Origin of the sequence: Aeromonas rivuli (genome assembly GCF_020149575.1) — a bacterium.
Lineage (GTDB): Bacteria > Pseudomonadota > Gammaproteobacteria > Enterobacterales > Aeromonadaceae > Aeromonas > Aeromonas rivuli.
Genome location: NZ_CP079742.1, coordinates 3979730 through 4001721 on the forward strand (window position 1 = coordinate 3979730; position 21992 = coordinate 4001721).

Genomic DNA, 21992 nt, shown 5'->3' on the forward strand with positions numbered 1-21992 from the left:
AATCGCCACAAAAGCGCCCCGCCACCGTCACATTCCCCCCCTAGCATCGTCCTCGAACCTTAACTGACCTAGTCCAGAGGGATGGGATGATGAAAACCTTGATCGCAAGTGCACTGGCCATCGCGGCCATCAGTCAGCCGTTTTTTGCAACCAATAGCTATGCCGCCGAAAATATCGCGGATCTGGAAAAGGCCGCCCGTGGCGAAGGCCAGCTCAACAGCATCGGCATGCCCGACAGCTGGGCGAACTGGAAAGACACCTGGCAGCAGATCGGCAGCGTCTACGGCATCAAGCATCAGGATACCGACATGAGCTCGGCCCAGGAGATCGCCAAGTTCGCCGCCGAGAAGGCCAATGCCACCGCCGACATCGGTGACGTGGGCGGCGCCTTCGGCCCGGTTGCGGTCAAGCAGGGGGTTACCCAGCCCTACAAACCCTCCACCTGGGCAGACATTCCCAACTGGGCCAAGGATGCGGACGGTCACTGGATGCTGGCCTATACCGGCACCATCGCCTTCCTGATCAACAAGGATCTGGTCAAGGCCGCCCCCACCAGCTGGCAATCCCTGCTGGGTGGCGACTACAAGGTGACCCTGGGTGACGTGGGCGTCGCCTCTCAGGCCAACAACGGCGTGCTGGCGGCGGCCTATGCCACCGGCGGCAGCGAGAAGAACCTCAAGCCTGCGCTGGATCTGTTCGGCCAGCTGGCCAAGCAGGGTCGCCTCTCCCTGAACGACCCGACCATCGCCAACATCGAGAAGGGCGAAGTGGAAGTGGGGGTGCTGTGGGACTTCAACGCCCTGAACTACCGCGACCAGATCGACCCCAACAAGTTTGAGGTGGTGATCCCGAGCGACGGCTCCGTCATCGCCGGTTACACCACCATCATCAACAAGTGGGCCAAGAATCCCAACGCCGCCAAGCTGGCCCGTGAATACATCCTCTCCGATGCCGGTCAAATCAACCTGGCCCGTGGCTACGCCCGCCCCATCCGCAGCAATGTGACCCTGCCGGATGACGTGAAAGCCAAGCTGCTGCCCGCCGAGCAGTATGCCAATGCCAAGCCGGTGCAGGATCATGCAGCCTGGGAGCAGAGCTCCAAGGCCCTGCCGCGCCAGTGGCAAGAAACCGTCATGATCAACATGCAGTAAGGGGATCCAGTGCAACACAAGGTGATAGTGGTACTTGTGGATGGCCTGGCAGCAGAGGTAGCCCATTGCATGGGCTACCTTTTCGGCATGGTGGAGGCGGGACGGGGCCTGCATACGACCCTGAGCTCTGCCCTGCCCTCACTCTCCCGGCCCCTCTACGAGTGCATCCTGACCGGCGTGCCGCCGGTGGCAAGCGGCATCACCCACAACGGGGTGAGTCGCCTCAGCCAGCATGACTCCATCTTCCATCTGGCCCGCGCGGCAGGCAAAGGCACAGCAGCGGCGGCCTATTACTGGGTGAGCGAGCTTTACAACCAGAGCCCCTGGCTGGGGTTGCGGGATCGCTATACCCATGACGAGCAACTGCCCATCCAGCACGGCTGCTTCTACTGGGATGACAACTACCCCGACAGCCATCTGCTGATGGATGGCGAGTGGCTCAGAACCCAACATGATCCCGATTTTCTGCTGATCCACCCCATGGGAGTGGATGACGCCGGCCACAAGTTTGGCCTCGATTCACGCCAGTACCGCAATCAGGCGCGCCGGATGGACAGCCTGTTGGCCGATCTGCTGCCCCTGTGGCTAGGAGAGGGGTATCAGGTGGTGATCACCTCGGATCACGGCATGAACGAGGATCTCAGCCACGGCGGCACTCTGCCCGAAGAGCGCACCGTGCCGCTCTGGCTGTTTGGTGATGCCTTCGTCGAACACTGGCCGGATGGGGTGGTGATCGCCCAGACCCAGCTCTGCGCCCTGATGGCCGACCTGCTGAGGGTTCCTCACGACAAGCCGGTGGCTCCCCCGCTGCTCAAGGCGGCCTTTATGCGCGAGGTGCACTGATGATGCCTGCAACCACCGAGATCCTGCTGGATCAACCCGCAGCAACCCGGCGCCAGGCGCGCCGCCACTGGCTGCCCGCCCTGGTGCTGCTGCCCTTTGTCCTCTTGATGATCCTGTTCCAGCTCGCCCCCATGGTCTGGGTGCTGGTGGGCAGTTTTCAAACCCCCGATGGCTGGGGCCTCGCCCATTACCGGGAGATTTTGAGCTCCCCCTTCTACCTGCAATCCTTCACCAACTCCTTACGCATCGCCGGCATCGCCAGTCTAGGGGGGCTTGCCATCGGCACCCTGGGGGCGGCGGCGCTGCGCCACAGCGGCGAGCGGGTCAAACGGCTGCTGCTGGCCTTTGTCACCATGACCGGCAACTTCAGCGGGGTGCCGCTGGCGTTCGCCTTCATCATCATTCTCGGCATCAACGGTGCCGTCACCCTGTTGCTGAAATCCTGGGGGCTGATCGACGGCTTCAACCTCTACTCGGGGTCTGGCCTTATCCTCATCTACACCTACTTCCAGATCCCCCTCGCCCTGCTGCTGCTCTATCCGGCCTTCGATGCGCTGCAGGATGAGTGGCCCCAGGCCGCCGCCCTGCTTGGCGCCAGCAAGAGGCAGTATGTGTGGCACGTGGCGCTGCCGGTGCTCACCCCCGCCCTGCTCGGCACCCTGATCATCCTGTTTGCCAATGCGGTGGGGGCCTATGCCTCCGCCTACGCCCTCACCACGGGCAACTTCAATCTGGTGACCATACGGGTGGCGAGCCTGGTCTCCGGCGACATCTTCCTCGAGCCCAATCTGGCGGCGGCGCTGGCGGTGATCCTGATGGTGCTGCTGGGGGTGGTGACGGCCGCCAACCAGTGGCTGCTGAAAAAGAGCTATGTGAACAAGGGGAACCAGCATGCGTGACCTGAAACCGAGCTGGCCACGCTGGGTGCTGGGAGCGCTGGTCGCCACCCTGCTGCTGCCGCTGCTGGCCACTTTTCTCTACTCCATCTCCACCCGCTGGGGGGCGACCCTGCTGCCGGATGGCTTCACCCTCGACTGGTATCTCAAGCTGTGGGGTGACCCGCGCTTTCTGGCGGCCTTTGGCCGAAGCCTGCTGGTCTGCTTCGCCACCCTGCTGCTGGGGACCCTGGTGCTGGTGCCCACCGTACTGGTGGTGGCCTACTACTTCCCCAGGCTGGATCCCTGGATGAACCTGCTGATCCTGCTGCCCTTCGCGGTGCCGCCCGTGGTCTCGTCGGTGGGGTTGCTGCAGATCTACGCCGACGGCCCGCTGCCCATTATCGGCACGCCGTGGATCCTGATCGGCACCTGGTTCACCGTCGTGTTGCCCTTTATGTACCGGGCGCTGGCCAACAGCCTGCAAGGGGTACCGCTCAGGGATCTGATGGATGCTGCCCATCTGCTGGGGGCGAGCAGCGCCCGTGCCTTTCTGCTGGTGGTGATCCCCTGCCTGCGCAAGGGGCTGCTGGCGGCGCTGTTTCTCTCCCTCTCCTTCCTGCTCGGTGAGTTCGTGTTTGCCAACATGCTGGTGGGCACCCGCTACGAGACCCTGCAGGTCTATCTCTACAACATGAGGTCCACCTCGGGCCACTTCACCAGTGCGTTGGTGATGAGCTACTTCCTGCTGACCCTGCTGCTCACCTGGGCGGCCAACAGATTTCATCGGTGATCCAAGATGTTTCATTTAGAAGTCAATCAGTTGCACAAATCCTACGGCGACACCAAGGTGTTCGAGGGGATCGAATTCGGCATCCGCAAGGGGGAGCTGGTGACCCTGCTCGGCCCCTCCGGCTGCGGAAAGTCCACCCTGTTGCGGGCGCTGGCGGGACTCACCCCGGTGGATGGCGGTCAGGTGCGGGTCGCCGGGGAAGACATTACCTGGCAGGCGCCCCAGAAGCGGGGCATCGGCATGGTGTTCCAGAGCTATGCGCTCTTCCCCAACATGACGGTGTGGGACAACGTCGCCTTCGGCCTCAAGATGAAGCCCCAGCCGGGGCGGGAGCTGGCGGCCAGCGTGAAAGAGGCTCTGGCGCTGGTGGAGCTGACCGGCTTCGAGCGCCGCTATCCGGGGGAGCTCTCCGGCGGTCAGCGCCAGCGGGTGGCACTGGCGCGCGCCTTGGTGGTACGGCCACGGATCCTGCTGCTGGACGAGCCGCTCTCGGCGCTGGATGCCCGCATCCGCCGCAGCCTGCGCCAGCAGATCCGCGAGATCCAGCAGCGCCTCGAGCTCACCACCATCTTCGTCACCCACGATCAGGAGGAGGCGCTGACCCTGTCGGATCGGGTGTTCCTGATGAACAAGGGGTCCATCGTCCAGAGCGGCACGCCTGAGCAGATCTACACCCAGCCCGCCGATGAGTTCGTGGCGAGCTTTATCGGCCATTACAACCTGCTGGCTCCCGAACAGGCCAACAAGTGGCTGGGGGGAACACGCAGCACCAAGCTGGCACTGCGTCCCGAGGCCATTGCGCTATTGCCTCAGGAGGCCTGCCCTCCCGAGCCCCATCTGCCGGGAGTGATACGCCACCAGCAGTTGCTCGGCAACATCATCCGCTATCAGGTGGCGTGCGAGGCCGGGTTGCTGACGGTGGACGTCCTCAACCGCTCGGCCCGGGATCTGCTGCCGGTCGGCAGCGCCGTCACCCTGGCGGTGGCCCGGGATCAACTGTGTGAGGTAGCATAAGCCGAGGGTTTGCATGCTCTTTTCAGCGGTGGCGCGGCCAGGGTGCCGCCCCGCCAGCCCCCCGTATTCATAGCAAGGAGCCGAGATGGCACTGGCACTGTTTGATTTGGACGAGACCCTGATTGCCGGGGATTCCGCCAGCCTCTGGCTGGAGTACATGGTAGCCGAGGAGCTTGCCCCGGCGGGCATGGTGGCCGAGGAGCAGGCCATGATGTCCCTCTACCATCAGGGCAAGTTGGACATGCACCAATACATGGCCTTCACCCTGCAACCCCTGGCGGGCAAATCCAGAGCCTGGCTCGATGGCCAGTGCCAGCACTTTGCCGAGCAGGTGTTGCGCGAGCGGATCTATCCCCAAGGGCTGGCCCGCATCGACTGGCATCGAAAACAGGGGGATACCCTGGTGCTGATCTCCGCCTCCGGCGAGCATCTGGTCGCCCCCATGGCGCGCATGTTGGGCATGGATCACTGCATCGCCATCCTGCTCGACGAAGAGGAAGGCCTGCTGACCGGCCAGACCCGGGGTACCCTGAGCTTTCGAGAGGGCAAGGTGGCGCGCATCAACCAGCTGTTTGGCGGGCTTGACGACCCCTGGCAGGAGAGTTTTGGTTACAGCGACTCCCACAACGATCTGCCCATGCTGCAGGCTGTGACTCATCCCCATGGGGTCAATCCTGCCCCCCGCCTTCGCCAAGCCGCCGAGCAGGCGGGTTGGCCCTGCCTGCAGTGGCAACTCGCCGAGACAAAGGTGCCGTAACGGACAGGGGCAGAGACAGCCTGACGCCCCATGAAAAAGGAGAGGAGGCCAGCGCTCTCCTCTCCTTGTTCCATCCAGCAGCCGGCGAAAACAGCCTGGCCCTGACTATACCTGCCTGAGCAGGGGTTCGGGGTCAGAGGCCGGCTCTCCCGCTTGATAGCAGCGATTCTTGCCCGCCCGCTTGGCGCGATAGACCTCGGCATCCGCCGCGACGATCAACTCCTTGGCCTCCCGGGCCTGGCCACTGGCCACCAGACCGCCGCTCAGGGTGACCCGCAACCCGGGTTCACGCCACGTCAGGCTGGCTACCCGCTCACGAAACTCGTCGAGCAGGGCGAAGATCATGCGCTGATCCTCCCCCGTCAGCAGGGCCACCAGCTCCTCGCCACCATAGCGACAGACCCAGCCCCGCTCGCCCAACTGCTCCATGGCCAGGGTGGCAACCCGCTTGAGCACCATGTCCCCGGTGTGGTGACCAAAGGTGTCGTTGACCCCTTTGAAGTCGTCGAGGTCGAACATGGCGAGGAAGAAGGGCTCCCTCTCGCTCAGCAATTCAGCCAACTGGTCATCGAAGAAACGGCGGTTGTAGAGGCCGGTCAGCTTGTCGAGGTTCGCCAGCTGGCGTACTTCATGAAGATCCTGACTGGTTGCGGCCAGCTCGGCATAGATATGTTTCAGCTCCTGTATGCTGCCCACCTGGGTCGCAGAGGGATCATGCCGGCTGTAGCGGATCATCCGGGCAATCTCGTTGAGCATGCGCCTGAAATAGCGGGTCCAGACGATGGCCAGTACCAGGTAGAGCACGGAGGCCAGCACCACCATGAGCTGCACGTTGAGGGAGGCGCGGGCCACCGTCTGATTCAGGCTGGCCGCAGGCTTGACACTGACCAGCACCCACCCCTGCTCCGGCAAGTGGCTGTAGGAGACAAACTGGCGATTTTCTTCGTCGAAGAAGAGCCCCCTGTCGTCGGTAAAGCGCCTGAGCCAACCGGGATGGGGCATCATCTTGAACAGCTGCTTGGGATCAGGGTGGGCCAGCTGGCGACCCGAGGCACTGATGATGCTCTGATAGCCATCTTCACCGGGCCGATTGAGCAGGAGTGAAAGGGGCTGCAACTGGGAGTCGATTGCAAAGACACCCAGGATCTTGCCCTGCTCGTCGGTGAGCGTCTTCGCGATGGAGATCAGCAAATTTCCCGTGGTGTAATCGTAATAGGGTTCGGTCCAGACCCGCTGACCCGGGTGCGCCAAGGCCAGTTGATACCAGGGCCGGGTACGGGGGTCATAGTCAGGGTTATGATCCCAGTCCGGGTAGCTGAGCACCAGGCGCCGCTCGGTGCCGAGGTAGATGGCGATAATATCCGAGGCCAACCCCTTGTAGAGCTGCCAGTCATGGCGGTAGCTGTGGGTGTTGCCGAGTTCACTGCCGCTGACATCCCCGGCCTTCACTTGGTCATAGATAAGGGTAAACTGTCGTTCCAGCTCGGCCAGGTAGGGCTCAACCAGGCTCTCACGCAGCTGGCTGTTATTGGCGCTGAGCCGCTGCTCCAGCTCCTGCTGCAGGCTACGGGCCATGTGCAGATAGTAAATGCCCCCCAACACCAGCACGGGAATAAAGAGCACAAGCAGGCCCAGCCGCATGCGGCTCACCAGAGACCAGTACTTTTTGGTGGTAGGAGACTTGCTCAAGCTTGACTCCGGTGACAGGGAAATTTGAGCCAGATTAACAGCCCGTCACGACGGCGTCCAAAGGAAGAGAGAGATGTGCACTGACCCACAACCTGCGCTGCCATGCTGACTCACGACAACTGGATCGCGGTGCATTTTTGCGCCCTGATCCTGCTCACCGGCGCCCTCACCTCCGAGTATTTTCTGTTCAGGCGCGGCATGTCCATCGAGCAGGTGCGCAAGTTGCTGATCGCCGATGGTCTGGCGGCGCTGGCCCTGCTGCTGCTGTTCATCAGTGGCCTGATGCAACTCTACGCAGAGCCTCAGGGCCCAATCGCACTGCTGCAATTGCCCAGCTACCGGCTCAAACTGGTGCTCTTCATGCTGATGGCGCTGAGTTTCGGCTATCCGAGCCGCCTCTTCTATCGCTGGCGCCAATCCCTGCGGCGGGGCAGGGCTCCCATGGTGTCGACGCAACAGCAGCTGTGGGTGATCTGGATACTGCGCATCGACCTGTTACTGCTGATGCTGATCCCGCTGCTGGCCCATAGCTCCAGCTCCTGACCCATTCAATACTCGCAGCCAGTCACAGGGGCCTGTCTGAGCTCGGCCAAGACAAACGCCATGGCTGTCGGTATGGTGGCACAGGAAGGAAGTTCAACTTTTTGATTTCAGGGATGAAACCTTATGCGTTCTAACATGATGTTGCTGATGGCCGCCGCCATCTGGGGGCTGGGCTTCGTCGCCCAGCGGCTGGGCATGGATCACATGGGGCCTTACACCTTCAATGGCCTGCGCTTCCTGCTCGGGGCCCTCTCGCTCCTGCCCCTGCTCTGGTGGCTAAAATCCCGTCAACCGACGCAACCTCGCGCTGAGGATAACCCGCGCCTGCTGCTGATCGGCGGCACCCTGGCGGGGGGCGTGCTGTTTTGCGCCGCCTCCCTGCAACAGGTGGGCCTGCTCTATACCACGGCCGCCAAGGCAGGCTTCATCACCGGTCTCTACATCATATTGGTGCCGGTGCTCGGCTTGGCGCTGCGCCACAAGACGGGGGCCAACACCTGGGTCGGCGCCCTCATCGCCATGGTCGGGCTCTATGTGCTCAGCGTGACCGATGATTTCACCATCGGCTATGGCGACCTGCTGCAGGTGATCGGCGCCCTGTTCTGGGCCATTCACCTGCTGGTGCTGGATCACTACTCGAACCGGGTCGCCCCTATCCGTCTGGCCGGGGTGCAATTCGTGGTGTGCGGCCTGCTCAGTCTTGGCACGGCTTTCGTCATCGAAACCCCGACCCTGAGCGGTGCCGTGGCGGGTTGGCAGGCCCTGCTCTACGCGGGGCTGGTCTCGGTCGGCATCGGCTACACCCTGCAGGTGGTCGGCCAGCGCGGTGCCCATCCGGCCCACGCCGCCATCATTCTCAGCCTGGAGACAGTGTTCGCCGCCATCGGTGGTGTGCTGCTGCTCGGCGAGATCCTCGATGAACGCGCCGTCATCGGCTGCATCCTGATGCTGATCGGTATGCTTCTCTCCCAGATCAGACTGCGCTGGTGGTGGAAATCCCGCCGGGACAAGGTGCCCAGCCAGTCTTGACGAGCGCGTCATCATCGGTCGGTTGCAACCTGATGCTGGCGGGCATGCTCATCTACAAGATCCGGCTGCGCTGGTGGTGGAAATCCCGCCGGGACAAGATGCCCAGCCAGTCCTGAATGCAACGAGGCGCCCGTGGGCGCCTCGTTGCTGTCGGGAGCGGTCTAGCCCCTGACGCTGGAGCAGAAGCTGACATCGTCCTGCAGGGGATCGTTGCTCACGCTGTGATAGAGCTCGAAGCAGGGGCCGCTGCCAAACTCCAGCCCGGCGGACACTATGTCGCCTATGTGTTCCTGCCAGCGCGGCCCGTACTGGTTGCGATCCGTGATGAGGTAGCGGGACTGGGCGTAGCGCCCGGCGGGGATAAGCTGGGTTTCCACCTCCCCCGTCCCCTGGGTCCCCACCGGCACCGTGACACCTATGTCGGTGCGACACTGGGCCGGCGGTGTCACTTGCGGGTTGTCATGGTAGATGAAGATCCACTCCCCCCCTTCCAGAGCGCGGGGCGCGGCCCACTGGTGCAGGCGGTTGCAGACGGCGTCATAGCCTTCGCCATAGGGGCCTGTGACCCGGATATAGGCCAGGGTGCGGGCATCCATCTCGACGGTTTTCATGGTGTTGCTCCTTGCTGATGAGTGGCCTTCAGCATAAGGGAGGGGGTCGTTCCATGCGTGTCCATCCTTGCGCTCATGGTGTCCGTTCTTGCCCTTGTCACGGCGAAACTCCCCCGGGGTGCAGCCATAGTGACGGCGAAACGCCTTGGCAAAGGCCTGGGAGCTGGCGAGCCCCGCCCCCAGGGCGATGGCGGTGACGCTGGCATCCGTGTAGCAGAGCTGCCAGGCCGCCCGCTGCATGCGCAGCCGCCGGCACATCTCCCCCGGCGCCTCCCCCACCACTGCGGTGAACACCCGGTGGAAGTGATAGAGGGAGAGGCAGGCGCGGCTCGCCAGCTCCTCGATGGAGAGATCCGGCTCCTGCTCCAGCGCCCGCAGCACGGGAGTCAGGCGCTCGCGATAGTCGATCATGACAGACGGACCCGCCCCATATGCAGGGCATCGACGAAGCGCCCTTCACGAAACGCATAGGCGGGTGAGCAACCTTCCTGCTCGAAGCCGAACTTGCGGTAGAGCGCGATGGCGGCCGCGTTGTCGCTGTAGACCGTCAGCTCGAGCCGCTGCAGGTTGAGCCAGTTGTCCGCCAGATCCACCGCCGCCCCCAGCAGGGCCGAGCCCACCCCGCGGCCGGCCCAGTCATCCCGGACCCCCATGCCGATGCCAGCCACATGGCGACGACGTGGATTCGGCTCGAGCCAGAGCCCCAGATCGCCGACCAGTAGCTCATCCACTATGGCCACCAGGCCGTAGCCGCTACGCTCGGCCAACCGTTTCTGCCACATGGCCAGGGTCGGATAGGGCATCTGCAGGGTGCCTGCCTGAGCCTTTGGCATGGCATAGAGATCCCGCAACCCCTGGGCATCCCCGACCTCAGCCTGACGAATCCTGATATCAACCATCCCCTCTCCTCCCTGATCCGTGAACGTCCGTCCAAAATAGCGCCCTTTGTGTCCGTAGCCAACTCCATTAGGGCCACCTATCAAACACTTAGAGCTGACCGATTGGCCCCGCTCGCGCCCCTTGCCGTATCGTGCCTCCATCATCACAAGGAGATGCCCCATGACTGACAAGACTCTGCACAGCGCCAACGGTGCCCCCGTCGTCGACAACAACAACAGCCTCACCGCCGGCCCCCGCGGCCCGGTGCTGATGCAAGACATCTGGTTGATGGAGAAACTCGCCCACTTCGACCGCGAGCGTATTCCCGAGCGAGTGGTTCACGCTAAGGGCTCCGGCGCCTACGGCACCTTTACCCTGACCCACGACATCAGCCAATTCAGCAAGGCGGATCTCTTCAACACAGTCGGCAAGCAGACCCCTGTCTTCCTGCGCTTCTCCACAGTGGCCGGTGAGAAGGGCGCCGCCGATGCCGAGCGCGACGTGCGCGGCTTCGCCCTCAAGTTCTATACCGAGCAGGGCAATTGGGATCTGGTGGGTAACAACACCCCCGTCTTCTTCATTCGCGATCCCCTGAAATTCCCCGACTTCATCCACACCCAGAAGCGGGATCCGCGCACCAACCTGCGCAGCGCCACCGCCGCCTGGGACTTCTGGTCACGCCACCCGGAATCCCTGCATCAGGTCACCATCTTGTTCAGCGATCGCGGCATCCCCAAGAGCCTGCGGGAGATGAACGGCTACGGCAGCCACACCTTCAGCTTTATCAACTCGGCCGATGAGCGCTTCTGGGTCAAGTTCCACTTCAAGACAGAGCAGGGCCACAGCTTCTACACAGATGAAGAGGCGGCCGATGTCGTCGGGCAGGATAGGGAGACCAGCCAGGCGGATCTGTTCAACGCCATAGAGCGGGGCGACTTCCCGCGCTGGAAGGTCTATGTGCAGGTGATGCCGGAGGCCGAAGCCCAGACTTACAAAATCCACCCGTTCGACCTTACCAAGGTGTGGCCGCACAGCGACTATCCGCTGATCCCGGTCGGCGTGCTGGAGCTCAACCAGAACCCGGACAACTACTTCGCCCACGTGGAGCAGGCCGCCTTCACCCCGGCCAACGTGGTGCCCGGTATCGGCTTCTCGCCGGATCGCATGCTGCAGGGGCGGCTGTTCTCCTACGGTGACACCCAGCGCTATCGCCTCGGCGTCAACCACGGCCTGCTGCCGGTCAACGCCCCGCGCTGCCCCTTCCACCACGGCGCCCATCGTGATGGCGCCATGCGCGCGGACAGCAACGGTGGCGCCAGCCCCAACTACCAGCCGAACCGCTTCGGCACCCAGCAGCCGAGCGAGCAGCACGAACCGGCCCTGAGTCTGGAAGGGGCCGCCCTGCACCATGACTTCCGTGACCATGACAGCGACTACTACAGCCAGCCGGGCAACCTGTTCCGCATCATGGACGAGGGGCAGCGTGCTCGCCTCGCCGCCAACCTGGCGCGCTCTCTCATCCATGTGGAGGATGACGCCATAGTCGCGGCCCAGCTCAAACACTTCGAGCAGGCCGATCCCGAATACGCCAAGCGGGTCGAGCTGGCCCTGGCCGCCCTGCAACGCTGAGCCGCAGGCAGCAAAGTAAAAACGGGGCCTGCAGGCCCCGCTTCCATCAATGACGCCCAATATTCAGCGCCCATGCCACCGAGAGATAAATAAAAAACGGGAACCCTGGGGTTCCCGTTTCTCATCAATCTGTCTCAATCCCGAACGGACCGCGCTTCGCGCTCTTCCCGCTCCCTGACCAACAGGCGTTTGTACCACCAACTATTGCGACGACGTTGAATATTAGAAGAGCGACGAGCCATAGTCTTGGGTCCCATGCCAATTGTGAGCGAGGGCACATTATGCGATAGCCATCCCGCCCCTGTCTTTAACTGGATCAAGAAAAGCCTCAGCGAGGGGTCTGAATGCGCTCAATCTGTGCATCGGGTAGCGCCTCGTCACTCGGCTGCTGTTGCACGGAGCGCCAAGCCAGCGGGCCATTGCTCTCCTGACTGTTGATGGGGGCACAGACCAGCCAGGATCCCCCCTGCTCAAGCTGGGCGCCAAGGGAATACTTCTGATCCGCAAACCAGCAGACTCGCTCCGGCAATGAGCCCAGTGGCAGCAGCAGATCCGTGCCCACCCGGGTCGAATGGCGCAAGGGCTCGGCCACCGCCACTGTACTCAGGCCCCACAGGGCCAGCATGATGCCGACTGATTTCATAACGACTCCTTGGTTACCCCTTGCAGGCGACCAGAACGGGGGAAAACTTGATTAATAAGTAGTGGGCCAGCTGGTATTCCGGAACCATTATGGTAGCCTGCCAGCGCCCCGCTTGCCTGTACAGGAAGTGGCCGCCACAACCCCTGGAAACCTGGCCATGACGAGGCCTAGATTACCTTAGTTATCAAATCGTTATCTGGATTTTCTCCTAATGCGTATCATGACCTTCCTCAAGGCCGCTTGCCTGAGCCTGATGTTATCCGCCTGTGTCGCCCCCCTGCTGCTGATGGGCCCCTCCAGCCAGCTGATGTGGGCCCTCCTCAAACCCCTGGTTGGCTTCGATCCCAATGAGGTCAACCTGTTCGAACAGCCCCTCATCAAGGACAGGATGACGGCCCTGCTCGGCCCCAACTATGACACCACCGTTGCCCTGCTCAAGACCGCTGGCGAGCTGCAGCAAGAGGGTCCGCTCTTCTATGTGGTATCCCGCTATACCCCGGTGCCCGACATGGCTCAGAAGGCAGGTCTGGTCTGGAACTCGGACACCAACCAGATGGCGGTCAAGCTGCTCAAGGGGGATGTGGTCGAGGTCTTTGGCGAACAACTGGGTCAGATGACGCCAAGCTGGCCGAGCGAGATGGATGGCTGGCAGCATACCAGTGCAAATGCCCTCAAGGGGGCCATGACCGGCTCCGCCAGTGCGGCGCTCGATGGTGCCGTGCAGGGTGCCAGCAAGTCGGTAACAGAGAGCGCCAACAAGGCCATCAGTGATCAGACCAAGGCGGTCACCGACAGCGCCAACAAGGCCATCAGTGATCAGAGCAAAGCCGTCACCGACAGCGCCAGCAAGGCCGTCAGCGATCAGAGCAAAGCCATCACCGACAGCGCCAACAAGGCCATCAGCGATCAGACCAAGGCGGTCACCGACAGTGCCAACAAGGCCGTCAGCGATCAGAGCAAAACCATCACCGACAGCGCCAGCAAGGCCGTCAGCGAGCAGAGCAAAGCCGTCACCGGCAGCGCCAGCAAGGCCGTCAGCGATCAAACCAAGGCCGTGACCGACAGCGCCAGCAAGGCCGTCAGCGATCAGAGCAAAGCCGTCACCGACAGTGCCAGCAAGGCCATCAGTGAGCAGAGCAACGCCGTCACCGGCAGTGCCAGCAAGGCCGTCAGTGAGCAGAGCAACGCCGTGACCGACAGCGCCAGCAAGGCCGTCAGCGGTGCGCTGCCGACTCAGGATCCCCAGGCTGCTGCCCGCGCGGCCGCCGAAGCCGAGCTGGAAAACCTGTTGAAATGATGCTGCCTGGCACTCACCCCCAGAGCACAGCGCCCGGATCTACACTCTTCGTCAAGGAACTGGCGCGGGGATGACGCTCATGATGCAACTGTTTGCCTCACTCGGGCTGCTGGCCGCCTTGGCTGGCACGCCAGCCGCGGCGCTGACTTACTATTCCGAGCAGAATCTGCCCTTCAATGGCGTCGATGAACAGGGCCGCAGTAGCGGTTTCAGCATAGAGTTATTGCGCTTGATGTGGCAGGAGCTGGGGCAAGAGGAAGCGCCCATCCAATTCTTGCCCTGGTCCAAGGCCTGGTATCTGCTGACTCAGCAGCCCGATGCCGTCCTGCTCACCACGGCCCATACCTTGCCCCGCTCCCACCACCTGCAATGGGTCTGCCCCATCAGCCGCTCGCGCATCGTGTTGATGGCCAGGGCCGATCACCTGCCCCGGATCCGCCACAGGGCCGACCTGCTCACCCTGAAGATAGGAGCCATGCAGGCCGATGTGGGCGAGCAGTTACTGCTCAACCGCGGCATGCCACCGGCCCAGCTGATGACGGTGCCGCGCATGGATCTGGTGGTACGCCAGTTGTTGCTTGCCCGCACCGATCTGGTCGCAGGTAACGAGACCATGTTGCGCTATCAGATCCGCCAGCTTGGCTATGAGCCACGGCAGTTCGTCACAGTGGCCGTATTGGCCGAGCAGGATAACTGCTTCGCCTTCAATCCCGCCGTGGATCCGGCCGAAGTGGCACTGTTGCAACAAGCCCTCGACCGGGTGCGCCAGGGTCCGGCTTTTCAAGCCCTGCAGGCCCGCTACGAAGATATGCTGAACCCGAGCACCCATGAACGACTGCCGGAAATAGAGTGAGGTACGCTCAATCCGGCCGCCAACCCACCATAAGCGAAGAGGCCACCCCAGGGTGGCCTCTTCGTTGCACCGACCAGGGTTATTTGTAGAGGTTGTCCTGCTCGTTATCCTTGTTGGCCGCAGCTCCGCTGTGCTCGATGGCGGTACGGATCAGATCCACCCCGGCGCGGATGATGAGCACCCCCATGTTGACCAGCTTGACGCAGACCCACATGAAAGTGATCAGCAGTATCAGCTTGAGCACCGTCTGGAATGCCTCCAGGAAGTTCTGCTCCAGCTGGCCGGTCAAGCCATTGGCACTGCTCATCAGCCAGGTGTAGACCTCGCGCACGAAGGGGATACGACTTGGCATCTCTAGTACATCCAGCGCCGCTGGCAGAGCCTGGCAGATGACAATACTGCCGAACAGTACCAGGATGACGCCGAGGCCGATGCCGAGATAGAAGCCGAACTGTTTCATATGAGATCCCAAGAGTTGCTGCATGGAGAGTGAGGATAGCTGCCAATAGTAGGCACAGCCGCGCCCCAGAGCAATCTCGGCGGGAGAAACCCCAAGGATCCCAGGCCTGTTTCGCAACGGAAGTCGTTGCCCAAGCCACTGATTTCTGTGACGCTTCTCATACCGCCCCTGGAAACGGACTCCCATGCTCAGATACCCTTGTTGCCTGCTGCTCGCCCTCATGCTCGCGACGCCCCTTTGGGCCGCCCAATCCAAAGCACGGGGAGCCGTGTGCGTCATCAAACAGCAGGAGAGGGTGCTGCTGGTGCAAGACAGAGTCTCGTCCCGCTACAGCCTGACGGGCGGCTATATCGATCCCGGCGAGACGCCGCCTCAGGCGGCCCTGCGCGAGCTGTTCGAGGAGACAGGCCTGGCGGGGCGCATCATCGCCCCCCTTGGTCGCTGGCAATCGGCAGACATCTTTGCCTGCCAGACCCTGACCCCCATAGTGGCGCAGCAAGGTTCGGGGGCCGTCTCCCTGCTGCATGCCCCCAATCGGGATGGGGAGGTGCTCAGCGCCCTGCTGATCCCCCCCAGTGCCCTGCCCCATGAACTGAGGCGCTTTCCGGCCCAGCTCGACTGGTTGATCCCGCAACTCCCCCGGATCCCTGATAGCGAGGTGAGTTGGCGAACCGATTTCAGTGCCGAGGCCAATGCGCTGCACCGTCAGGAACTGCCGCTGATCCGCCAGCTGCAAGCGCTGCTTGGCCCACACAACCTCTGGCTCCAGCTCGCCAACCTCGCCGGATCTGCGCCCTTCATGCTGTTACTGGTGCCTCTGCTGCTGCCCCTGCTCGGCTGGCACAGAGCCCTGCAGTTGCTGTTTGTCATGCTGTGGCTGAGTCTGCTGGTGCAACTCACCAAGATGGGCATCGGCTGGCCACGCCCCTTCAACTTCCAGCCCGAACTCGCCCTGCGCGCCGTGTCCGGTTTTGGCATGCCGAGCGGCCACTCGGCCACGGCCATGCTCGGCTGGGGCCTGCTGCTAGGCTGGGCCTGGCCGGGACGGCGCTGGCTGGCGATATGCCTGGCCCTGCTGCTGGCAAGCGCCACCGGCCTTGCCCGCGTCTGGCTCGGAGTGCATTTTATCTCGGACGTGGTGGCCGGCATGCTGCTTGGCCTCGGCCTGCTGCTGTTGTTCCCCTGGTTGCAGCCCCTTGCCTCGCGCCAGCTCCCCTGGCTGCTACTCGCCAGCCTGGCCGGTGTCGCCGCTGCCGTGCTGCAATCCCCCGCCCTCGCCGCCATCGGCATTCTCAGCCTGACACTGCTGCTCGGCAGTCGATACGGGGTCGAACGGAGCAGGCGCCGCCCCTGGCTGACCGGCTTTGTCGCCCTGGCGGGTTGCCTGCTGCTGGGACTACTCAGCGCAAGCTTGCCACTGTTGATCACCAGTTCCCTGTTGATCCTGACCGGACAAGGGATACTCTATGGACTCTTGGGACTCTGGTTGAGCTCGGGCCTCTGGTGGCTGATCTCCCTGACCGACGACCACAATCGGGGTGCAACCCCACGCAAGGAATACAATGATTATTAAGAAACCGGATCTGGCCAAGCTCACCCTAGGAGTCTTGTTTCTCAGCATCTTGATCGCGTCCTGCTTCCTGGTGCTACGCCCCTTCCTGCCTGCCTTGGTGTGGGCCACCATGATCACCATAGCCACCTGGCCGCTGATGCTGATGATGCAGCGCCTGCTGTGGGGAAAACGGACTCTGGCGGCCTTCGTCATGACCCTGATACTGCTGCTGATCTTCGTGATCCCGCTGTTCATGACCCTGGCCAATGTGGCGGAGAAGGCCCCCATGCTGATCGATCTGGCCACCACCATCAGCAAATCCCCGCCCCCCGAGCTGCTCTGGCTCCAGCAGATACCGCTGGCAGGGGACAAACTCTTTGAGCTGTGGCAGCAGATCCTGGCCAGCGGTGGTCAGGTACTGTTCGCCAAATTGGCACCCTATTTCGGCCAGACCGCCCGCTGGCTCGCCTCCCAAGCCGGTAACCTGGGGCTCTTGTTCGTCCACTTCCTGCTGACCGTGGGGATCTGCGGCCTGCTCTATCACTCGGGGGAAACTGTCGCTGTCGGCATCCGTCGCTTCGCCCACAGGCTGGCCGGTGAGCGGGGAGACAACGCCACTGTGCTGGCCTCCCAGGCCATCCGCGCCGTGGCCATGGGGGTGGTGGTGACCGCCCTGGTACAATCCTCGGTGGCCGGGATAGGCCTGCTGATTGCCGGCATTCCCTACGTCATGATCCTGGTGGTGTTGATGTTCCTGCTGATCGTCGCCCAGATCGGCCCCTTCCCGGTGCTGCTGGCCAGCGTCGGTTACCTCTACTGGAGCGGCGATACTACCTGGGGCACCTTCCTGCTGGTCTGGTCGCTGCTGGCGGGCACCATGGACAACTTCCTGCGCCCCTTCCTCATCAAGCGCGGCGCGGATCTGCCCCTGATCCTGATCCTGGTTGGCGTCATCGGCGGCCTGCTGGCGATGGGGATCATCGGCCTGTTCATCGGCCCAGTGGTGCTGGCGGTGGGCTACACCCTGCTCGATGCCTGGATCAAGGAAGGTGATCTGCAGCCAGAGGCGGCCGCCATCGCGGCGCCTCCCAAGGCCGAGTGAGGGTTCGGTAACAAGACGATTCAGCCATAAACTGCTGATGCAAAGAGCCGCCCATAATGGCGGCTCTGTTATTTGTGGTGATTGGATTATGGCGATCGTGTCAGGCTAGCTGATCCGCGCCAACCTGCATTCACCGCATATTAGCGTCCCATGTAGGTTCGATTAGCGAAGCGTAATCGGACGAACGAGATGCCGCTGTCCCGGTTTTATCCGTGAGTCAGCGGCACCTGTCAGAGGGGAAATACGGGTGGCCGTTATCGCGGGGGGAATTGATTTACGCGAACGTCCGATTACGCCTTACGGCTAATCGAACCCACGGGCTATGCTTTCTCTGTTGCAGACTCAATATAATTTACAGCCGATCCGATTACAAAGTGACAAGCAGTAGCCAGCCCAAACAGTATTATTTGAGTTTTTCCTAATACTTCGTTGGGAATAACTAGCATTAAAATATTTATGACCACATTTACTACTAAACCAAATGCAATGAGTACAGTTAAATAAAAGTTAACCGCTGAAGTTTTCTTTGGCTTATTAGTTTTAGCTAATGCTGTAGCAAGCTTAACGATTAACTGTCCATATACGATAGTTGCTGCAATACCCCAATCGGGTAGCATATAAAAAGATCCATTAGCACCTTGTGCACTTCGCACAATCAGAATTATGACAAAAGGTAGTATTACGAAGATGTAGTCAGCAATTAAAGCAAGAACATTACTATTTGCTGTCTTCACGAGACTTCTCCGCTTCTTCAATACGAATTTGCAGCTCTTTTCCTTTTACGACTCGCTCAACATGTAAGACTCGGTGCAATTTATTAATATATGTTTTTGAGCCTTTTAATCTAATCGCTTGGTAGCCAACATAAGCAATCAATGCATCTCCTGGGTCTAAGTGTCCCATGTTGCAACTTTGATAGCGCTCCAACCATTCCTTGTGCTCAATGGGAGCTGAAAATGAAAGATTTCTTTCTACACTTTTGAAATCCCACTGAGAATCACCTAAAAATACGGGTTTTTTGACTAGTAAGGTTTCAATTTTTTTTACTTCAATGCTATCTGTACCGAATAATTCATCAACGTCCTTTTCAAACCTAACTTTCGTATTTAGATATGTAACGTTATTATCCTTAGGTGTACGAATATCGACTGTTTCCCCATCAGCAAGTAACTCTGCAGCCTTGCAAAGGTTTTTTATATCCTTGGCATACTGATAACGATCAATATTAACCTGATTAGGGAATTCTACAGCGCCAAGAGCTATAATCTCATTCTCAACACCTTCTACTACATTACCAATAAGTTCCTCGCTATCTACACTGTCTAGGTCAACCATTGAATTGGCAATATATCTAGGTATAGAAGCCAAAGCATTGGCAACCTTTTCAAAACCAGAAGTACATTTGATAATGCTTTTAAGTGAACTTATTTGAATGCCAGCAAGCTCATAAGTAAAATTAAGGTCGGCATCTATTGATTTACCAACTGTAAACGTTAGTTTTTCAAACGCAGTAACGTAGGCTGCCATCGCTAGAAATACTCGCTCCGGCTTACCTGTGGAGGGCTTATAATCAAGCCGGATTTCAAACGAACTTTCGTACAACCTTATTCTCCTCACGATGTAATAAAGAAGTAGTTATAACAGTGATTAGATGGAAGTCGGTAAGAATAATCTTATAACCGCCATACAACCCCAAACTACGCTCATAACTGCTACGAAAACTCATTTTAAATCATGATATTACCGGTCAACCGCTGAGTCTATTCACTCAGCATCCTCTTTTGGCTCTATTTTTGGCCATCTGGCAAAAATACACTTAAGGCGCGGCAATGGAAAGCACCATCCCGTCTCAACTTCTTGAATAATTCGGGAGTGTGATCGAGGTGACACCCCATATGGCGTAGTGGCCAAGATACAGGGCTGCGGTGAGTCAGGGGCTAGTGGTCAACGGAAATGGGCGTGGAGCAATAACCCGGGGCGTGGCAACGCCCCGGGTTATCAGTGTGTCGATGAGGGTCAGGCGGGTTGGTGGAGGGTGATGCAGTGAATGCCGCCGCCCCCCGCCGCCACCGGGTCTATGTTGACGGCCACCACCTTGCGCCCCGGGTAGAGGCGGGCCAGCAGATCCTGGCAATAGCGGTCGGCCGCCTTGTCGCCGAACTCGGGGACTATGACGGCGCCGTTGATGGGCAGGTAGTTGATGTAACCGGCGGCAAAGTCCGGGCTACGGCTGAATTTATTGTCCCGCCCACCGAGCGGGGGCGGCAGCTGATGCAGTTCCAGCTTGTTGCCATCGGCGTCCGTCGCCTGCTGCAAGATGGCCAGATGCTGGCGGGTCACCTTGTAGTCGTAGGAATCAGGATCGTTGTCCATGTTGATCACCACCACCCCGGGGCGCACGAAGCGGGCGTAGAAGTCGACGTGGGCATCGGTGATATCCTTGCCCTTGATGCCCGGCAGCCAGATGATCTTGCGCAGCCCCAGGTTGGTTTTCAGCTCTGCCTCCAGCTGCGTCTTGGTCAGGCCCGGGTTGCGGTTGCTGTTGAGCCAGCTGCTCTCGGTCATGATGGCGGTGCCGTTGCCATCCACCTCTATGCCCCCGCCTTCGCCAATCAGCTTGCTCTGCAGATAGTGGGCATCCGCCTGCCGACTCACCAGGGAGGCGACCCTGGCATCATAGTCATGCTCCTGTTTGTCACCCCAACCGTTGAAGTTGAAGTCCACCAGCGCGAGCTCCCCCTGCTCGTCCTGCACGAAGACACCGCCGGTATCCCGCAGCCAGATGTCATCCAGCTCGGCTGGGATGAAGTGGGTGTTGTGCTCGCCACAGAGCTGACGGGCCAGACCCTCTTCCTCCCCATGGCAGAGCACGTTCACCTCGGTATGGGGGGTCATGGCCTTGACCAGCCGGCCTATGGTGGCCTGCACATCCTGGTAGTTACGGCCCCAGATCTCGCGATTGGCACCGAAGGCGACCCAGACCCGAGTCTGGGCTGCAGCCTCGTCCGGCATCTGGTAGTGACCGGCGGCGCTGACCGACGAGGCCCCGGTGGCGGCAGCCTGGGCCCGTGGCAGGCCAGTCAGTCCGGCCAGCGCCCCTATGGCAACCAGCTGTTTCAATACTTGGCGTCGGGATGGCATCTCTTTACTCCTTCAGATTCAGAGGCTGCTCTTGAAACGAGTCCAGGCTCGCATCCGGGCTCGCATCTGGGATTGTGCAATGTCCTGGCCTGGAATGAGTCGCCCGTAGCTGGCCTCATCCAGATAAATATCCGGGTTGGCTGTCATGGTGGCATCCACCATGGATCTTGCCTTGGCACTGGCGGTTGGATAACCGGTGCTGTTGGTGATAGCGGCCATGTTGGCCGGGCGCATCACGAAATTGATAAAGGCATAGGCATACTCAGGATGGGGTGCATCCACCGGGATCGCCATGGTATCCATCCAAACGGTGCTCCCCTCCTTCGGCAGCCGGTATTCAAAGTCGCTGCGCTTGCCCGCCTCGACGACGGCCCGTCTGGCCTGGGTCATGTCGCCGCTGTAGCCCAGCGACAGGCAGATGTCACCATTCACCAGCTGGGTCACCGGCTGGGACTGAAATTTGCGCACATAGGGTTTGAGCCCCTTGAGCAGCGCCAGCGCGGCATCCAGATCCTCGGCCTTGCCGCTGTGGGGATCCCGCCCCAGATAGTGCAGCACCACAGCCAGCACCTCGTCGGGGGAGTCGATGATGGAGATGCCGCAGTCGGCAAATTTTGCCGCCAGTTCTGGCTTGAACAGCAGGTCGAGACTGCCCACCGGGGCATCCGCCATCCGCTGCCGGATCATGGCTGCGTTATAGGTGAGCCCTATGGTGCCCCAGGTGTAGGGCACCACCGCATCCCGTGAATGGGGATAGGCCTGCTGCAGCCGCCGCAAACCGGGCTCGATATCAGCCAAATGCTGCAGCCTGCTTTTGTCGAGCGGTTGCAGGCTGCCCGCCCGCATCAGCCGCTCCGCCACCGTATCGCCGGGAAAGATGAGGTCATAACCGCTGCGACCGGCCATCAGCTTGGCCTCCAGGGTCTCGCTGCTGTCCATGACGTCATAGATGACCCGGATCCCTGTCTCTCTGGTAAAGGCGCTGAGGGTATCGGGGGCGAAGTAGTCGGCCCAGTTGTAGAGCCGCAGCACCTTCTCCTCCCCTGTTGCTGCATCGGCCTCCCCGGCCTCGGCCGCAAGACTCAGCAGCAGGGCCAGGCAGCCCATCCACCCGAGTGTCTTCCTGATCAT

At 60.9% G+C, this 21992-nt stretch carries 22 protein-coding genes and 1 pseudogene; 14 read left to right on the plus strand and 9 right to left on the minus strand.

The features are described from left to right. Positions 1 to 89 precede the first annotated feature (89 nt). The 6 genes from KYK33_RS18270 to KYK33_RS18295 all read left to right on the plus strand — a co-directional run bounded on the left by KYK33_RS18270 (position 90) and on the right by KYK33_RS18295 (position 5433). Entirely contained in the window at positions 90 to 1151 is a 1062-nt protein-coding gene (locus KYK33_RS18270; protein ID WP_224431433.1) for an ABC transporter substrate-binding protein, read from the plus strand. Between the two features lie 9 nt (positions 1152 to 1160). Beyond that, on the plus strand, positions 1161 to 1994 hold the full coding sequence (locus tag KYK33_RS18275) for an alkaline phosphatase family protein (RefSeq protein WP_224431434.1): 834 nt from the start codon (positions 1161 to 1163) through the stop codon (positions 1992 to 1994). Further along, positions 1994 to 2893 (plus strand): ABC transporter permease, encoded by a 900-nt coding sequence (locus KYK33_RS18280; RefSeq protein ID WP_224431435.1) that lies wholly within the window; start codon positions 1994 to 1996, stop codon positions 2891 to 2893. The genes KYK33_RS18275 and KYK33_RS18280 overlap by 1 nt, the downstream gene beginning before the upstream one ends. Next, a complete protein-coding gene (locus KYK33_RS18285) occupies positions 2886 to 3662 on the plus strand; it encodes an ABC transporter permease (protein ID WP_224431436.1) in 777 nt (258 codons plus the stop codon). The genes KYK33_RS18280 and KYK33_RS18285 overlap by 8 nt, the downstream gene beginning before the upstream one ends. Before the next feature lie 6 nt (positions 3663 to 3668). After that, the gene (locus tag KYK33_RS18290) at positions 3669 to 4676 is read left to right on the plus strand and encodes an ABC transporter ATP-binding protein (RefSeq protein WP_224431437.1); all 1008 of its coding nucleotides are present in this window, start codon (positions 3669 to 3671) and stop codon (positions 4674 to 4676) included. Positions 4677 to 4761: 85 nt separating this feature from the next. Further along, the gene (locus KYK33_RS18295) at positions 4762 to 5433 is read left to right on the plus strand and encodes an HAD family hydrolase (RefSeq protein ID WP_224431438.1); all 672 of its coding nucleotides are present in this window, start codon (positions 4762 to 4764) and stop codon (positions 5431 to 5433) included. A 105-nt stretch (positions 5434 to 5538) separates the two neighbouring features. Here the strand turns inward: KYK33_RS18295 and KYK33_RS18300 are convergent, their stop codons facing one another. Beyond that, complete coding sequence (locus KYK33_RS18300) at positions 5539 to 7122, minus strand: sensor domain-containing diguanylate cyclase (protein ID WP_396021368.1); 1584 nt, start codon at positions 7120 to 7122, stop codon at positions 5539 to 5541. 102 nt (positions 7123 to 7224) lie between these two features. On the opposite strand from KYK33_RS18300, the gene KYK33_RS18305 reads away from it, so the two are divergent. From KYK33_RS18305 to KYK33_RS20215, 3 genes and pseudogenes are all read left to right on the plus strand, one after another. Further along, a complete protein-coding gene (locus tag KYK33_RS18305; protein ID WP_042044383.1) occupies positions 7225 to 7665 on the plus strand; it encodes a DUF2214 family protein in 441 nt (146 codons plus the stop codon). 123 nt (positions 7666 to 7788) lie between these two features. After that, complete coding sequence (locus tag KYK33_RS18310) at positions 7789 to 8694, plus strand: DMT family transporter (protein WP_224431439.1); 906 nt, start codon at positions 7789 to 7791, stop codon at positions 8692 to 8694. Positions 8695 to 8711: 17 nt separating this feature from the next. Further along, a pseudogene (locus KYK33_RS20215) lies at positions 8712 to 8810 on the plus strand (EamA family transporter); the annotation flags it as partial. Positions 8811 to 8855: 45 nt separating this feature from the next. On the opposite strand, the gene KYK33_RS18315 reads toward KYK33_RS20215, so the two are convergent. Together KYK33_RS18315 and KYK33_RS18320 are read right to left on the minus strand one after the other, a co-directional pair. Further along, positions 8856 to 9716, minus strand: coding sequence for an AraC family transcriptional regulator (locus KYK33_RS18315; RefSeq protein WP_224431440.1), 861 nt, complete (start codon positions 9714 to 9716; stop codon positions 8856 to 8858). Further along, a complete protein-coding gene (locus tag KYK33_RS18320; protein WP_224431441.1) occupies positions 9713 to 10204 on the minus strand; it encodes a GNAT family N-acetyltransferase in 492 nt (163 codons plus the stop codon). The genes KYK33_RS18315 and KYK33_RS18320 overlap by 4 nt, the downstream gene beginning before the upstream one ends. Positions 10205 to 10364: 160 nt before the next feature. Here KYK33_RS18320 and KYK33_RS18325 point away from each other — a divergent pair, with 160 nt between their 5' ends. Next, complete coding sequence (locus tag KYK33_RS18325; protein WP_224431442.1) at positions 10365 to 11813, plus strand: catalase; 1449 nt, start codon at positions 10365 to 10367, stop codon at positions 11811 to 11813. Positions 11814 to 12141: 328 nt separating this feature from the next. Here the strand turns inward: KYK33_RS18325 and KYK33_RS18330 are convergent, their stop codons facing one another. Continuing rightward, a complete protein-coding gene (locus KYK33_RS18330; protein ID WP_224431443.1) occupies positions 12142 to 12456 on the minus strand; it encodes a DUF1496 domain-containing protein in 315 nt (104 codons plus the stop codon). 211 nt (positions 12457 to 12667) lie between these two features. Here KYK33_RS18330 and KYK33_RS18335 point away from each other — a divergent pair, with 211 nt between their 5' ends. Both KYK33_RS18335 and KYK33_RS18340 read left to right on the plus strand, forming a co-directional pair. Beyond that, positions 12668 to 13753, plus strand: coding sequence for a hypothetical protein (locus KYK33_RS18335; RefSeq protein WP_224431444.1), 1086 nt, complete (start codon positions 12668 to 12670; stop codon positions 13751 to 13753). Between the two features lie 70 nt (positions 13754 to 13823). Further along, the gene (locus KYK33_RS18340) at positions 13824 to 14606 is read left to right on the plus strand and encodes a substrate-binding periplasmic protein (protein WP_224431445.1); all 783 of its coding nucleotides are present in this window, start codon (positions 13824 to 13826) and stop codon (positions 14604 to 14606) included. A 79-nt stretch (positions 14607 to 14685) separates the two neighbouring features. Here the strand turns inward: KYK33_RS18340 and KYK33_RS18345 are convergent, their stop codons facing one another. Further along, complete coding sequence (locus KYK33_RS18345) at positions 14686 to 15066, minus strand: hypothetical protein (RefSeq protein ID WP_224431446.1); 381 nt, start codon at positions 15064 to 15066, stop codon at positions 14686 to 14688. Between the two features lie 184 nt (positions 15067 to 15250). On the opposite strand from KYK33_RS18345, the gene KYK33_RS18350 reads away from it, so the two are divergent. After that, positions 15251 to 16639: a phosphatase PAP2 family protein gene (locus KYK33_RS18350; protein ID WP_224431447.1), complete on the plus strand. Its 1389-nt coding sequence runs from the start codon at positions 15251 to 15253 to the stop codon at positions 16637 to 16639. After that, positions 16629 to 17720, plus strand: a complete 1092-nt coding sequence (gene ydiK / locus KYK33_RS18355) for an AI-2E family transporter YdiK (protein ID WP_224431448.1) — start codon at positions 16629 to 16631, stop codon at positions 17718 to 17720. Before KYK33_RS18350 ends, ydiK begins: the two co-directional genes overlap by 11 nt. Positions 17721 to 18040: 320 nt before the next feature. Here the strand turns inward: ydiK and KYK33_RS18360 are convergent, their stop codons facing one another. The 4 genes from KYK33_RS18360 to KYK33_RS18375 all read right to left on the minus strand — a co-directional run bounded on the left by KYK33_RS18360 (position 18041) and on the right by KYK33_RS18375 (position 21992). Further along, positions 18041 to 18454, minus strand: coding sequence for a hypothetical protein (locus tag KYK33_RS18360; protein ID WP_131245261.1), 414 nt, complete (start codon positions 18452 to 18454; stop codon positions 18041 to 18043). Beyond that, entirely contained in the window at positions 18438 to 19322 is an 885-nt protein-coding gene (locus KYK33_RS18365; protein ID WP_224431449.1) for a hypothetical protein, read from the minus strand. Before KYK33_RS18365 ends, KYK33_RS18360 begins: the two co-directional genes overlap by 17 nt. Positions 19323 to 19736: 414 nt before the next feature. Continuing rightward, positions 19737 to 20861 (minus strand): agmatine deiminase family protein, encoded by a 1125-nt coding sequence (locus KYK33_RS18370; RefSeq protein WP_224431450.1) that lies wholly within the window; start codon positions 20859 to 20861, stop codon positions 19737 to 19739. Between the two features lie 18 nt (positions 20862 to 20879). Further along, the gene (locus tag KYK33_RS18375) at positions 20880 to 21992 is read right to left on the minus strand and encodes an extracellular solute-binding protein (RefSeq protein WP_224431451.1); all 1113 of its coding nucleotides are present in this window, start codon (positions 21990 to 21992) and stop codon (positions 20880 to 20882) included.

Bases quoted from the DNA above. Each gene is read 5' to 3' on its own strand.
- KYK33_RS18310 (WP_224431439.1), top strand. From the start codon at position 7,789: ATGCGTTCTAACATGATGTTGCTGATGGCCGCCGCCATCTGGGGGCTG.
- KYK33_RS18295 (WP_224431438.1), top strand. From the start codon at position 4,762: ATGGCACTGGCACTGTTTGATTTGGACGAGACCCTGATTGCCGGGGAT.
- KYK33_RS18335 (WP_224431444.1), top strand. From the start codon at position 12,668: ATGCGTATCATGACCTTCCTCAAGGCCGCTTGCCTGAGCCTGATGTTA.
- KYK33_RS18280 (WP_224431435.1), top strand. From the start codon at position 1,994: ATGATGCCTGCAACCACCGAGATCCTGCTGGATCAACCCGCAGCAACC.
- KYK33_RS18370 (WP_224431450.1), bottom strand. From the start codon at position 20,861: ATGCCATCCCGACGCCAAGTATTGAAACAGCTGGTTGCCATAGGGGCG.
- KYK33_RS18315 (WP_224431440.1), bottom strand. From the start codon at position 9,716: ATGATCGACTATCGCGAGCGCCTGACTCCCGTGCTGCGGGCGCTGGAG.
- KYK33_RS18285 (WP_224431436.1), top strand. From the start codon at position 2,886: ATGCGTGACCTGAAACCGAGCTGGCCACGCTGGGTGCTGGGAGCGCTG.
- KYK33_RS18290 (WP_224431437.1), top strand. From the start codon at position 3,669: ATGTTTCATTTAGAAGTCAATCAGTTGCACAAATCCTACGGCGACACC.
- KYK33_RS18345 (WP_224431446.1), bottom strand. From the start codon at position 15,066: ATGAAACAGTTCGGCTTCTATCTCGGCATCGGCCTCGGCGTCATCCTG.
- KYK33_RS18305 (WP_042044383.1), top strand. From the start codon at position 7,225: ATGCTGACTCACGACAACTGGATCGCGGTGCATTTTTGCGCCCTGATC.
- KYK33_RS18330 (WP_224431443.1), bottom strand. From the start codon at position 12,456: ATGAAATCAGTCGGCATCATGCTGGCCCTGTGGGGCCTGAGTACAGTG.
- KYK33_RS18340 (WP_224431445.1), top strand. From the start codon at position 13,824: ATGACGCTCATGATGCAACTGTTTGCCTCACTCGGGCTGCTGGCCGCC.
- KYK33_RS18350 (WP_224431447.1), top strand. From the start codon at position 15,251: ATGCTCAGATACCCTTGTTGCCTGCTGCTCGCCCTCATGCTCGCGACG.
- KYK33_RS18325 (WP_224431442.1), top strand. From the start codon at position 10,365: ATGACTGACAAGACTCTGCACAGCGCCAACGGTGCCCCCGTCGTCGAC.
- KYK33_RS18320 (WP_224431441.1), bottom strand. From the start codon at position 10,204: ATGGTTGATATCAGGATTCGTCAGGCTGAGGTCGGGGATGCCCAGGGG.
- KYK33_RS18375 (WP_224431451.1), bottom strand. From the start codon at position 21,992: ATGATCAGGAAGACACTCGGGTGGATGGGCTGCCTGGCCCTGCTGCTG.
- KYK33_RS18270 (WP_224431433.1), top strand. From the start codon at position 90: ATGAAAACCTTGATCGCAAGTGCACTGGCCATCGCGGCCATCAGTCAG.
- ydiK (WP_224431448.1), top strand. From the start codon at position 16,629: ATGATTATTAAGAAACCGGATCTGGCCAAGCTCACCCTAGGAGTCTTG.